This is a genomic window from Rathayibacter sp. PhB127, from assembly GCF_003751665.1.
Taxonomy (GTDB): domain Bacteria; phylum Actinomycetota; class Actinomycetes; order Actinomycetales; family Microbacteriaceae; genus Rathayibacter; species Rathayibacter festucae.
In genome coordinates this window covers 1,469,327-1,481,968 of sequence record NZ_RKHW01000001.1, presented here as the reverse complement: position 1 = coordinate 1,481,968, position 12,642 = coordinate 1,469,327, and the positions used below count along the sequence as shown (strand labels likewise).

Here is a 12,642-nt window from a genome sequence, read left to right as displayed (position 1 = left end):
CGGCGACGCGGGGACGCCGCGGCCGAAGGCGGAGCCGGTGCTCGTGGGGACGCCGGTGCTCGCGTCGTCTCCGGCGCTCGAGGCATCAAGGGGGGTGGGCGGGGTCAGGGGGTAGGTCACGTGCGGTCTCCTGGCAGTGCTGCTGGTCTGCACGAGGACGGCCCGCCCGGATCTCAGACCCCGGGCTGGGTCGCGGTACCACCTCGCTTGAACCGCCCAGGACCGGCCCTCACGGGCTCTCCCTGGTCGCTCCCACTCGATCGGCTGTCACGGGCCGTACCCGTCCGGGTCTACTGGGCCGCGGCCGGGGCCGGGCTGTTCTTCCGGAGACTCACCGGTGATGGCCGGGTCGAAGTCGTCCAGCCGTTATCCTAGCGCGTCGGCGGTCGCCGGACAGGGGCGGAGGCGGTCATGGCGCGGACAGCGGGAGCGGGTCGCGGACGGCCGCGGGCGTCGTCGCGCTCCATGCTCGAGGACGCGGCTCTCGATCTCTTCGTCGAGCAGAGCTACGCGGGCACGACGGTCGAGCAGATCGCCCAGCGCGCCGGCGTCTCGCGCAACACCTTCTTCAACTACTTCGCCTCGAAGAGCGACGTCTTCTGGGTGCTGGTCGACGACCGGCTGGCCGAGCTGCCGGCGGCGCTCGACGCGGCCTCCCCGGACGCGTCGACGATGGACGCTCTGCGCGGCGCGCTGCTCGCGGTCGGCGCGGGCTTCGGTCCGTCGAGCGTGCCGTGGGCGCTGACCCAGACCGAGCTGATCGGCAGCGTGCACGAGCTTCAGGCGTCGGCTCTCTCGCGGCTCGCTCGGCAGGCGGCGATCGTCGCGGCATTCGTGCGCGCCCGCGCCGGGCGTCCGCTGCCGGCCCACGTGGCGCACGCCGTCGCCTACGCGAGCGTCGGGGCGGCGGTCGCCGCCGTGCAGGCCTGGGCGGCCGCGGGGCCGACCCGCGGCGAGCTGGTGCCCTACCTCGACGAGGCGCTGACGCCGGTCTGCCGCGGTTTCGCGCCCGTCGTCGGCTGACCGCGCCCGCCCGTCCCGGCTTCCCGGCCCCGCGGTAGGATCGTCGCGGCCGGTGAGCGACACGCTCCGAGAGCCCCCACCCAGGCATCATCACCACCGACGCGGTGCCGCCCATATCGAACCGGAGAACCATGACCGTCGCCGACCGCCTCCCCGCCAAGCCCGCCCTCGAGGGTCTCGAGAGCAAGTGGGGCCTCGTCTGGCAGACGGACGGCACCTACCGGTTCGATCGCACCGGCCTCTCCCGCGCGGACGTCTACTCGATCGACACCCCGCCGCCGACCGCCTCCGGCTCGCTGCACATCGGGCACGTCTTCTCCTACACGCACACCGACGTCGTCGCGCGCTTCCAGCGCATGCGCGGCAAGAGCGTCTTCTACCCGATGGGCTGGGACGACAACGGCCTGCCGACCGAGCGCCGGGTGCAGAACTACTACGGCGTCCGCTGCGACCCGACCCTGCCCTACACGCCGGACTTCGTGCCGCCGTTCGAGGGCGGCGACAACAAGAGCAGCAAGGCGACCGACCAGAAGCCGATCTCGCGCCGCAACTTCATCGAGCTGTGCGAGCGCCTCACCGTCGAGGACGAGAAGCAGTTCGAGGACCTCTGGCGCACCCTCGGCCTCTCGGTCGACTGGACGCAGACCTATCGCACCATCGGCGAAGAGTCGCAGGCCGCCTCCCAGCGCGCCTTCCTCCGCAACCTGGCGCGCGGCGAGGCCTACCAGGCGCAGGCGCCGACCCTCTGGGACATCACCTTCCGGACCGCGGTCGCGCAGGCCGAGCTGGAGGACAAGGACCAGCCCGGCGCCTACCACCGCATCGGCTTCCACCGCGACGGCGCGGAGGACGTCTTCATCGAGACGACCCGCCCCGAGCTGCTGCCCGCCTGCGTCGCGCTCGTGGCGCACCCGGACGACGAGCGCTACCAGGCGCTCTTCGGCACGACCGTGCGCACCCCGCTCTTCGACGTCGAGGTGCCGGTGCTCGCGCACCACCTCGCGCAGAAGGACAAGGGCTCGGGCATCGCGATGATCTGCACCTTCGGCGACCTGACCGACGTCGTCTGGTGGCGCGAGCTCGACCTGCCCAACCGCGCGGTCATCGGCTTCGACGGCCGCCTGATCTCCGAGGCGCCCGCCGCCATCGAGAGCGAGGCCGGCCGGGCCGCGTACGCGCAGCTCGCCGGCAAGACCGTGTTCTCCGCGAAGCAGACCGTGGTCGCGCTGCTCACCGAGTCGGGCGAGATGGTCGGCGAGCCCCGCCCGATCGTGCACCCGGTGAAGTTCTTCGAGAAGGGCGACAAGCCGCTCGAGATCGTCTCGACCCGGCAGTGGTACATCGTCAACGGCGCCCGCGACGCGGCGCTCAAGGAGCGCCTGCTCGAGCTCGGCCGCGACGTGCGGTTCGTGCCCGAGTTCATGCGCGTCCGCTACGAGAACTGGGTGAACGGCCTCGCCGGCGACTGGCTGATCTCGCGCCAGCGCTTCTTCGGCGTGCCGATCCCGGTCTGGTACCCGCTCGACGGCGACGGCAACCCGGTCTTCGACGCGCCGATCGTGCCCGATGAGTCGGCGCTGCCCGTCGACCCGTCCTCGGACGCCGCCCCCGGCTACTCGGAGGACCAGCGCGGCATGGCCGGCGGCTTCCAGGGCGAGCTCGACGTGATGGACACCTGGGCGACCTCCTCGCTCACCCCGCAGCTCGCCGGCGGCTGGGAGCGCGACGACGAGCTCTGGCAGCTCGTGGCGCCCTACGACCTCCGCCCCCAGGGCCAGGACATCATCCGCACCTGGCTCTTCTCGACGCTGCTGCGCTCGCAGCTCGAGGACGGCCGCGCGCCGTGGAGCACCGCGACGGTCTCCGGCTTCATCGTCGACCCCGACCGCAAGAAGATGTCGAAGTCGAAGGGCAACGTCGTCACGCCGGCCGGAATGCTCGAGCAGCACGGCTCGGACGCGGTGCGCTACTGGGCGGCCTCCTCGCGCCTGGGCACGGACGCGGCGTTCGACCCGCAGAACCCGACGCAGATCAAGATCGGCCGCCGCCTGGCGATCAAGGTGCTGAACGCGGCGAAGTTCATCCACGGCTTCCCGCTGCCGGAGGGCGCGACGGTCAGCGACCCGCTCGACCTGAGCATGCTCGCCGCGCTCGACGGTGTGGTGGCGGACGCCACGACCGCGCTGGAGAACTACGACCACGCCCGGGCGCTCGAGACCACAGAGGCGTTCTTCTGGACGTTCTGCGACGACTACCTGGAGCTGGTGAAGGAGCGCGCCTACGGCGAGGACGGGGCCTCCGCGGCCGCCGCCCTGCACCGCGCGCTCGACGTGCTGCAGCGGCTGTTCGCGCCGTTCATCCCGTTCGCGGTCGAGGAGACCTGGTCCTGGTCGCACGACGGCTCGGTGCACGTGCAGCCCTGGCCGGAGCAGGCCGCTCTCGGCGGCGACCCGGCCGTTCTCAGCGCGGCCAGCACCGTGCTGACCGCGATCCGCCGGGCGAAGACCGACGCGAAGGCCTCGCAGAAGACGCCGGCCCGCTCCGCCGTCGTCACCGCACCGGCCGAGCTGGTGGCGTCGCTGCGGCTCGCCGCGGGCGACCTCGCGGCCGTCGGCCGGATCGCGGCGCTCGACTTCGCCGAGGGCGACGCGCTGGCCGTGCAGATCGAGCTCGAGACCGAGCCGACCGCCTGATCCCCCGGGGAGCGGGCCACGGTCCGCTCCCCTTCCCTTCTCTCGAGAGGAACACCCATGCAGCTCGGAACGCGCTGGCCGGTCGGCGGAGACACGCCGTCCACCCTGCCCGAGATCGTCGTCACCGCCGTCCGGGATGTGGAGGGCGAGCTCGCCTCCGCCGGCACGGACAGCTCCGCCTGGCGCTGGACGCTGACCTGGCTCGAGGGCAAGCCCGTGCTCGAGCTCGACGACGGCACCACCATCACCTACCGCCCGGACGAGGACGCCGCCTACATCACCCAGCCGCAGGGCCGCGTCGAGGGCGAGGACGACGACTGGGGCTGAGCCGCTGACGGCGTCGATCTCGATACGCGCGCTGCGCGCGCTACTCGATCAGCATGGGTGGCCCGCTGCGCGGGCTACTCGATCAGCATGACGTTCCATGCTGGTCGAGTAGCCGCGCAGCGGCGTATCGAGACCCACCGTCTCCAGCAGGGTGGGACTGCGGATGCAGCGCGCAGCGGCGGCGCCCCTAGGCTCGCTGGATGAGCACTTCCGCCGCCGTCGCCGTCCTGATCGAGCCGAGCGGGCTGCCGCACGGGCTGCCCGACTTCGCGGCGGTCGAGCCGGAGGCGTACCGCCCGGCCTTCGACGAGGCGCTGCGCCGCCACCGGGCCGAGATCGAGGCGATCGCCTCCTCCCCCGACGAGCCAACGGTCGAGAACACGCTGGTGGCGCTCGAGCGCTCCGGGCGGGAGCTGCGCCGGGTCAGTGCGGTCTTCTTCACCGTCGGCGCCTCCGATCGCACGCCGCTCACCGACGCTGTGGAGGAGGAGCTCGCTCCCCTGCTCTCCGCGCACGACGACGCGATCACCCTCGACCCGCGCCTCTACGCTCGGGTGCGCTCGCTCGCCGACCAAGAGGCGGCACTCGACCTGGACGACGAGACCGCTTATCTGCTCGAGCGCGTCCTCCTGCGCTTCGAGCGCGCCGGCGCCCTCCTCGACGACGCCGGCAAGACCCGGCTCAGCGCCCTGAACGAGCGGCTGTCGAGCCTGACCACCCGGTTCGACAAGAACCTGCTCGCCGATACCAACGAGCGGGCCGTGCTGCTGGAGCGCGCCGAGGAGCTCGACGGACTCGACGCCTCCGAGATCTCCGCCGCCGCCCGCGCCGCCGCGGACCGTGGTGCCGACGGCTACCTCGTGACGCTGCCGCTCTACTCCGGGCACCCGTGGCTCGCCCGCCTGCGCGATCGCTCCGTCCGCGAGCGGATCCTGCGCGCCTCCCTCGGCCGCGCCGGGCAGAGCGGACCGCACGACAACCGGGAGGTCCTGCTCGACATCGTCGCCCTGCGCGCCGAGCGCGCCGCACTCCTGGGCCACTCCTCGCACGCCGCGTTCGTGATCTCGGGCCAGACGGCCGGCACACCCGAGCGCGTCCGCGCCCTCCTCGAGGAGCTCGCGATCCCCGCCGCCCGCAACGCCCGCGCCGAGCTCGCGCAGATGCAGCAGCAGGCCGACAGGGAAGAGGACGCCGCAGGACGGCCGCGCTTCACGCTCGAGGCCTGGGACCGCGCCTTCTACGAGGAGCGCGTCCGCACCGCCCGCTACGCCGTCGACTCCAGCGCGCTCCGCCCCTACTTCGAGCTCGAGCGCGTCCTGCGCGAGGGCGTCTTCGCCGCCGCCACCGGGCTCTACGGCGTCCGGTTCGCGGAGCGGCCCGACCTGGTCGGGCACAGCGCGCACGTGCGCGTCTTCGAGGTCGCGGAGGAGGACGGCACCCCGCTCGGTCTGTTCCTCTTCGACCCGTTCACGCGCGACTCGAAGCGCGGCGGCGCCTGGATGAACTCGCTCAGGACCCGGACGACGCTGCTCGGCGACTCCGCCGTCGTCGTGAACACGCTGAACATCTCGGCGCCCGGGGACGGGGAGCCGGCGCTGCTCAGCCTCGACGAGGTCGAGACCCTCTTCCACGAGTTCGGGCACGCTCTGCACGGCCTCTTCGCGACCACGCGCTACCCGCGCTTCGGCGGGACGAGCGTCTTCCGCGACTTCGTCGAGTTCCCGAGCCAGGTCAACGAGATGTGGATCCGGCACCCGGAGCTGCTGCCCGTCTACGCCCGGCACGTCGAGACCGGCGAGCCGCTGCCGGCCGCCGTCGTCGAGCAGCTCGAGGCGGCGGCGCTCTGGGGCGAGGGCTTCGCGACGACGGAGTACCTCGCCGCCGCTCTGCTCGACCTCGCCTGGCACGAGACGCCGGACTCAGCCGACCGTGCCGACGTCGTGGAGTTCGAGACGCGCGCGCTGGAGGCCGCCGGCCTGCTGGACTCCGCGATCCCGCCGCGCTACCGCAGCACCTACTTCAAGCACGTCTTCTCGGGCGGCTACTCCGCGGGCTACTACTCCTACATATGGAGCGAGATCCTCGATGCCGACACCGTCGAGTGGTTCGAGGAGAACGGCGCACTCGACCGCGCGGCGGGCGAGCGGTTCCGGCGGCGGATCCTCGAGATCGGCGGCTCGCGCGACCCGCTCGTCGCCTACCGGGAGTTCCGCGGGCGCGACGCGCGCACGGAGCCCCTGCTGCGGCGTCGCGGACTCGCCTGATCCGAGGGCGCGTCCCAGGGGTCAGGAGTGGCGGGCCACCCGACGCGGGTGCAGCCAGGCGAGCACGACCAGCCCCACCACGAGGCCCCAGAACGCGGAGCCGATCCCCGCGACCGCGATGCCGGACGCGGTGACGAGCAGGGTCGCTGCGGCCGGGAGGCGCAGTCGCGCGTCCTCGACCGCGGCCTGCACCGACGAGACGAACACGCCGAGCAGCGCCAGCCCGGCGACCGCCTCGATCAGCAGCGGACTGGCGGAGGAGACGAGTGCCGCGGCCGCTCCTGCGACCGCGCCGAGCACCAGATAGGACGCTCCCGCCGAGACCGAGGCGATCCACCGACGCTCCGGCTGCGGCGAGGCCTCCGGACCGGCGGTGAGAGCTGCGCTCAGTGCCGCGTAGTTGACCGGCACTCCCCCGAACACCGCCGAGACGCCGGAGGCGAGGCCGCTCGAGACGATCGCCGGACGGGAGTGCGCCTCGAAGCCGAAGCTCGAGAGCACCGCGATGCCGGGGATGTTCTGCCCCGCCATCGTGACGACGTAGAGCGGCAGGCCGATGCCGACCATCGCGCCGATCTCGAAGACCGGCGCGACGAACTCGGGGACCGGCAGCAGCGGCGCCCCCGCGAGGGCGGCGCCGTCCGTGACGAGCAGCAGCACGATCGCGAGCGCGATCGCCGCCGGCACCGCCCAGCGCGGCAGGAGGCGGAGCAGGATCAGCCAGAGCGCGATCACCGGCAGCGCGAGCTGCGGGATCTCGACCGCCGCCCGCACGGGCGCCAGCACGAGCGGGAACAGGATGCCGGCGAGCATCGCGTTGGCGAGCGGCCGCGGGATGCGCGCCACGAGCCTCCCGAGCGCCGGCCAGAGACCCGTCACTACGATCAGCGCTGAGGCGACGAGGAACGCGCCGACCGCGCGGTCGAAGCCCCCGGGCAGGGTCGCGGTGGCGGCGAGCAGCGCGGCGCCCGGAGTGCTCCAGGCGAAGGTCATCGGCACCCGGTAGCGCACACTCAGCGCGATGCAGAGCGCGCCCTGCAGCACGCAGACCGCGAGCAGGCCCGACGCGGCCTGAGCATCGGTGGCGCCGACGGCGACGACGCCCGCGAGGACGATCGCGAAGGAGCTGGAGAAGCCGGTGAGCGCGGCGACGATCCCGGCGAGGAGCGGCTGGACGATGAGGGTGCCTCCGGTCGCTGACCCGGCCGAGCGCTGGGCCGGCGGACGCATCGGCGACGCGCTCCGCCAGAGTAGGGAACCGCGTCACGCCCGGGCGCGCGAACGCCGGGCCAATCAGCGCGAACTGGTCACGCGACGGCCCGGCGGAGGCGACTCAGGCGCTCTTCTCCTGGCGGCGCGGAGCGTGCGGCACGATGGTCGGCGCGGCGTTGTCCAGCACCGCGGCGCGGGTGACGACCACGCGGGCGACCTCGTCGGAGGACGGCACCTCGAACATGATCGGGCCGAGCACCTCCTCGAGGATGGCGCGGAGGCCGCGGGCGCCGGTCTGGCGCAGCACGGCGAGATCGGCGATCGCCTCGAGGGCGCCGCGGTCGAACTCGAGCTCGACCCCGTCGATCTCGAACATCCGCTGGTACTGCTTGACCAGCGCGTTGCGCGGCTCGGTCAGGATCTGCATCAGCGCGACCTGGTCGAGCTGCGTGACCGTGGTGACCACCGGGAGGCGGCCGATGAACTCGGGGATGAGCCCGAACTTGTGCAGGTCCTCCGGGAGCACCTCGCTGAAGATGTTGATCTCGTCCTGCTTGTTGTGCAGCGGGGCGCCGAAGCCGATGCCGCGCTTGCCGGCACGCGAGGAGATGATGTCCTCCAGCCCGGCGAAGGCGCCGGCCACGATGAACAGCACGTTCGTCGTGTCGATCTGAATGAACTCCTGGTGCGGGTGCTTCCGGCCGCCCTGCGGGGGCACGGAGGCGACGGTGCCCTCGAGGATCTTCAGCAGTGCCTGCTGCACGCCCTCGCCCGAGACGTCGCGGGTGATCGACGGGTTCTCGGCCTTGCGGGCGATCTTGTCGACCTCGTCGATGTAGATGATGCCGGTCTCGGCACGCTTGACGTCGTAGTCCGCGGCCTGGATCAGCTTGAGCAGGATGTTCTCGACGTCCTCGCCGACGTAGCCCGCCTCGGTCAGCGCCGTCGCGTCGGCCACGGCGAAGGGCACGTTCAACCGCTTGGCCAGCGTCTGCGCGAGGTAGGTCTTGCCGCAGCCGGTCGGGCCGATCAGCAGGATGTTGCTCTTGGCGATCTCGATCTCGTCGTGGATCGCGTCCGCGGCGGTGATGGTGTTGCGCACCCGCACGCGCTTGTAGTGGTTGTAGACCGCGACGGCGAGGGCTCGCTTGGCCTGCTCCTGGCCGATCACGTACTCCTCGAGGAAGCCGTAGATCTCCTTCGGCTTCGGGAGGTCGAATTCGTGGCTCGTCTCCTCGCTCGACTCGGAGAGGCGCTCCTCGATGATCTCGTTGCACAGCTCGACGCACTCGTCGCAGATGTAGACGCCGGGACCGGCGATGAGCTGCTGCACCTGCTTCTGGCTCTTGCCGCAGAACGAGCACTTCAGCAGGTCGGCGCTTTCGCCAATACGTGCCACGGGGATGCCCCACTTCCTTGTCGTGCGTCGGTGCTCTCGGGCGGCGGTGCCGTCGAGCGTCTCGCAGAGGGCGGTCATGCGGAACCGCCGAACTCAGGACCGAGCCTAGCCGCTGAGCCGAGGGGGCTCGGCAGGCGAGCCGGATCGGCGGACCATTGCCCCGTCCGTGTCGGTTTGCTACGGTCCGGCGGCGCGGATCCGCCCGCCGGCACGCGGAAGGGCCGGGCGGCGGATCGCTCCGCCTCCCGGCCCTTCGACGATCGGTCGGTCTCCCGAGATCAGACCGTGAGGGCGGGAACGCCCTTGCGGCTGGTCAGGATCTGGTCGATCAGTCCGTACTCGAGCGCGTCGTCGGCGCCGAGGATCTTGTCGCGGTCGATGTCCTTCTTGACCTGCTCCGGGGAGCGGTTGGAGTGGAAGGACAGCGTCTTCTCGAGCCACTCGCGCATGCGCATGATCTCGGCGGCCTGGATCTCGATGTCCGAGGCCTGGCCACCGCCCTGCTGCACCGCCGGCTGGTGGATCAGGATGCGCGCGTTCGGCAGCGCCAGGCGCTTGCCGGGCGTGCCCGCCGCGGTGAGCACCGCTGCGGCCGATGCGGCCTGACCGAGGACGACGGTCTGGATGTGCGGGCGGATGTACTGCATGGTGTCGTAGATCGCCGTCATCGCGGTGAAGGAGCCACCGGGCGAGTTGATGTACATCACGATGTCGCGGTCCGGGTCCTGGCTCTCGAGCACGAGGAGCTGGGCCATGATGTCGTCCGCGGACGCGTCGTCGACCTGCACGCCGAGGAAGATGATGCGGTCCTCGAAGAGCTTCGCGTAGGGGTCCTGGCGCTTGTAGCCGTAGGCCGTGCGCTCCTCGAACGTGGGGAGGATGTAGCGGGAGGAGGGCGCGGCTCCGGAGCCGAAGGCCGTCCCGCCGAAGGTGGGTGTGTTCATTGTCTCTTCCTGATCTCTCGGCGCGTCGGGGTACTCAGCTGTCGGTGGCGGTTCCGCCGCCGCCGGCGACGTCGGTCGCCGACGAGCGGATGTGGTCGACGAAGCCGTAGGCCAGGGCCTCCTCGGCGCTGAACCAGCGGTCGCGGTCGCCGTCCTCGTTGACCTGCTCGACGGTCTTGCCGGTCGCCTTCGCGGTGATCTCGGCGAGGCGCTTCTTCATGTCGAGGATCAGCTGCGCCTGGGTCTGGATGTCGGACGCGGTGCCGCCGAACCCGCCGTGCGGCTGGTGCAGCAGGACGCGGGCGTTCGGCGTGATGTAGCGCTTGCCCTGGGTCCCCGCGGTGAGCAGGAGCTGACCCATGGACGCCGCCATTCCGATGCCGACCGTCACGATGTCGTTCGGGACGAACTGCATCGTGTCGTAGATCGCCATTCCCGCGGTGATCGAGCCGCCGGGCGAGTTGATGTACAGGAAGATGTCCTTCTCGGCGTCCTCGGCCGCGAGGAGCAGGAGCTTCGCTGCGATCTCGTTCGCATTCTCGTCGCGCACCTCAGAACCGAGCCAGATGATCCGGTCCTTGAGAAGGCGGTCGAAAACACTGTTGGGCATCGCCATATCGGCCATGTGTCGCTCCGTTTCAGTTGTCGCTTCGGAGGCGAATCTATCGGACGGCACCCGGGCGACCCGGCCGTGTTCGCCGGGGGCGGAGCCGGAGCGGCCGGTGTTCGCCCGGGGCGGACTGCGGCGGGGCGGCGGGCGGGCGGTGGGCGTGACGCATGCGAGCGGCGGGCCGGACCGCGGCGGGACGCGGGCCGGGACGACGAGAGCCGCCCCCGGTGATCCGGGAGCGGCTCCTGTCGTTCTCGCGTCGAGGACTACTCGGCGGCCGGGGTCTCCTCGGCGGCCGGAGCCTTCTTCTTCGCGGGGGCGCGCTTCTTCTTGGGGGCCGGAGCGGCCTCCTCCTCGGCGGGCGCCTCGGCGGCGGCGGGGGCCTCCTCGACGACGGCCTCCTCGACGGCCTCGGCAGCGGGCGCGTCGACCTCGTCGGTCGCGGCGTCGGTGTCGTCGGCGGTCTCGTCCGCGTCGTCGCCGGGCACGGCGGTGAACGCGGTCAGGTCGACGGCGTTGCCCTCGGTGTCGGTGACCTTCGCCTTGCCCAGGACGATGGCGAGCGCCTTGTTGCGGGCGACCTCGCCGACCATCTGGCCGATCTGGTTGTTCTCGGAGAGGATCTTGATGAACTCGTTCGGCTCCATGCCGTACTGCGCCGCACCCTGGATCAGGTACTGCGTGAGCTCGTCCTGGCTGACCTGGACCTTCTCCTGCTCGACGACGTGGTCGAGAAGGATCTGGGTCTTGAAGGTCTTCTCGCTCGCCTCGGTGACCTCGGCGCGGTGCTCGGCGTCCTCGAGGCGGTTCTCGCCCTCGAGGTGGCGGTGCACCTCGTCCTCGACGAGCGCGGCGGGGACGGGGACCTCGACGAGGCCGAGGAGGGCCTCGACGACCTTCTCGCGCGCCTGGCCGCCCTGACCGAAGGTCTTCTGCTGGGCGGCCTGCTCCTTGAGCGAGTCGCGCAGCTCGGCGATGGTGTCGAACTCGCTGGCGATCTGCGCGAAGTCGTCGTCGGCGTCGGGGAGCTCGCGCTCCTTGACGGCGGTGAGCGTCACGGCGATCTCGGCCTGCTGGCCGGCGTGGTCGCCACCGAGCAGCGGAGCGGTGAACGTGGTGCTCTCCCCCGCGGTGAGCGAGTCGAGCGCCTCGTCGATGCCCTCGATCAGCTCACCCGAGCCGAGCTCGTAGGAGATGGCGTTGGCCGTGTCGACCTCGACGCCGTCGATGGTCGCGATGAGGTCGATCTGCGCGAAGTCGCCGGTCGTCGCGGGGCGATCGACGGTGACGAGCGTGCCGAAGCGGCTGCGGAGCTTGTCGAGCTCGGCGTCGACGTCGGCGTCGGTCACCTCGGCCGCGTCGACCGTCAGCTCGAGGCCGTCGTAGGCCGGGACGGTGATCTCGGGGCGGACGTCGACCTCGATGGCGAGCTCGAGGTCGCCGGTGAAGTCCTTGTCGCTCGGCCAGGCGACGATGTCGGCCTGCGGGCGGCCCAGGGGGCGCACCTCGGTCTCGCGGACGGCCTCGCGGTAGAAGCCGTCGAGCCCCTCGTTGACGGCGTGCTCGAGGACGGCGGCCTTGCCGACCCGCTGGTCGACGATCGCCGGCGGGACCTTGCCCTTGCGGAAGCCGGGGACGTTGATCTGCTCGGCGATGTGGCCGTAGGCGTGGGTGATGCTGGGGCCGAGCTCGTCCGGGGTGACCGAAATCGCGAGCTTGACGCGGGTCGGGCTCAGCTTTTCTACCGTGGTCTTCACGTGAGGGGATCTCCTGTGCTGGTTGGTGTCGGCGCCGTGTGACCGGTCGTCACGGGTCGATGTCGTCACGATGAGTACTCGTGGTCGGGGCGACAGGATTCGAACCTGCGACCTCCCGCTCCCAAAGCGGGCGCTCTAGCCAAGCTGAGCTACGCCCCGGTTGCGCGGGCCGGTGCACCGTGCCGATGAGGACTCTCGTCGAGCCCTTCCTGCACGGTCACTGGCGCGACACGCCGAAATGGCCTTCGCAAGTGTACTGCACCGCACTCCTGCGGCCGGAACAGGCGCGCGGGGGCGGCTTCGCGGGTCGGCGTCGCCGCCGCTTCGCCTCGTGTACTACAGTGTCCTGGTGCCCGGTCGAGACGACGGGCCCCGCCCGAGAGGGCGGCCCGCGGCGGGTTCTCCGGACTGCC

9 protein-coding genes and 1 tRNA gene are annotated in these 12,642 nt (G+C 71.5%); 4 read left to right on the top strand and 6 right to left on the bottom strand.

Going from position 1 to position 12,642, the window contains the following annotated elements:
- Positions 1-465: 465 nt before the first annotated feature.
- From EDF22_RS07125 to EDF22_RS07110, 4 genes are all read left to right on the top strand, one after another.
- Positions 466-1,023 carry a TetR/AcrR family transcriptional regulator gene (locus EDF22_RS07125; RefSeq protein ID WP_260303331.1) on the top strand — a complete coding sequence of 186 codons (558 nt, stop codon included), beginning with the start codon at positions 466-468 and terminating at the stop codon, positions 1,021-1,023.
- 131 nt (positions 1,024-1,154) lie between these two features.
- Complete coding sequence (gene valS, locus EDF22_RS07120; protein ID WP_123703505.1) at positions 1,155-3,716, top strand: valine--tRNA ligase; 2,562 nt, start codon at positions 1,155-1,157, stop codon at positions 3,714-3,716.
- A gap of 57 nt (positions 3,717-3,773) precedes the next feature.
- Positions 3,774-4,043, top strand: a complete 270-nt coding sequence (locus EDF22_RS07115) for a hypothetical protein (protein ID WP_123703503.1) — start codon at positions 3,774-3,776, stop codon at positions 4,041-4,043.
- A gap of 200 nt (positions 4,044-4,243) precedes the next feature.
- Positions 4,244-6,307 carry a M3 family metallopeptidase gene (locus EDF22_RS07110; RefSeq protein ID WP_123703501.1) on the top strand — a complete coding sequence of 688 codons (2,064 nt, stop codon included), beginning with the start codon at positions 4,244-4,246 and terminating at the stop codon, positions 6,305-6,307.
- Between the two features lie 21 nt (positions 6,308-6,328).
- Here the strand turns inward: EDF22_RS07110 and EDF22_RS07105 are convergent, their stop codons facing one another.
- The 6 genes from EDF22_RS07105 to EDF22_RS07080 form a co-directional block, all read right to left on the bottom strand.
- On the bottom strand, positions 6,329-7,537 hold the full coding sequence (locus tag EDF22_RS07105) for a benzoate/H(+) symporter BenE family transporter (RefSeq protein WP_123703499.1): 1,209 nt from the start codon (positions 7,535-7,537) through the stop codon (positions 6,329-6,331).
- Between the two features lie 103 nt (positions 7,538-7,640).
- Positions 7,641-8,918: an ATP-dependent Clp protease ATP-binding subunit ClpX gene (gene clpX / locus EDF22_RS07100; RefSeq protein ID WP_123445812.1), complete on the bottom strand. Its 1,278-nt coding sequence runs from the start codon at positions 8,916-8,918 to the stop codon at positions 7,641-7,643.
- 278 nt (positions 8,919-9,196) lie between these two features.
- On the bottom strand, positions 9,197-9,862 hold the full coding sequence (locus EDF22_RS07095; protein WP_123445811.1) for an ATP-dependent Clp protease proteolytic subunit: 666 nt from the start codon (positions 9,860-9,862) through the stop codon (positions 9,197-9,199).
- 34 nt (positions 9,863-9,896) lie between these two features.
- A complete protein-coding gene (locus tag EDF22_RS07090; protein WP_260300538.1) occupies positions 9,897-10,538 on the bottom strand; it encodes an ATP-dependent Clp protease proteolytic subunit in 642 nt (213 codons plus the stop codon).
- A gap of 200 nt (positions 10,539-10,738) precedes the next feature.
- On the bottom strand, positions 10,739-12,229 hold the full coding sequence (tig, locus tag EDF22_RS07085) for a trigger factor (protein WP_123703497.1): 1,491 nt from the start codon (positions 12,227-12,229) through the stop codon (positions 10,739-10,741).
- 81 nt (positions 12,230-12,310) lie between these two features.
- Positions 12,311-12,388 (bottom strand) — tRNA-Pro (locus tag EDF22_RS07080).
- Positions 12,389-12,642: the final 254 nt, after the last annotated feature.

Excerpts from the sequence above, each read along its gene's own strand:
- valS (WP_123703505.1), top strand. The coding sequence starts at position 1,155 with ATGACCGTCGCCGACCGCCTCCCCGCCAAGCCCGCCCTCGAGGGTCTC.
- EDF22_RS07110 (WP_123703501.1), top strand. The coding sequence starts at position 4,244 with ATGAGCACTTCCGCCGCCGTCGCCGTCCTGATCGAGCCGAGCGGGCTG.
- EDF22_RS07095 (WP_123445811.1), bottom strand. The coding sequence starts at position 9,862 with ATGAACACACCCACCTTCGGCGGGACGGCCTTCGGCTCCGGAGCCGCG.
- EDF22_RS07115 (WP_123703503.1), top strand. The coding sequence starts at position 3,774 with ATGCAGCTCGGAACGCGCTGGCCGGTCGGCGGAGACACGCCGTCCACC.
- EDF22_RS07105 (WP_123703499.1), bottom strand. The coding sequence starts at position 7,537 with ATGCGTCCGCCGGCCCAGCGCTCGGCCGGGTCAGCGACCGGAGGCACC.
- EDF22_RS07125 (WP_260303331.1), top strand. The coding sequence starts at position 466 with ATGCTCGAGGACGCGGCTCTCGATCTCTTCGTCGAGCAGAGCTACGCG.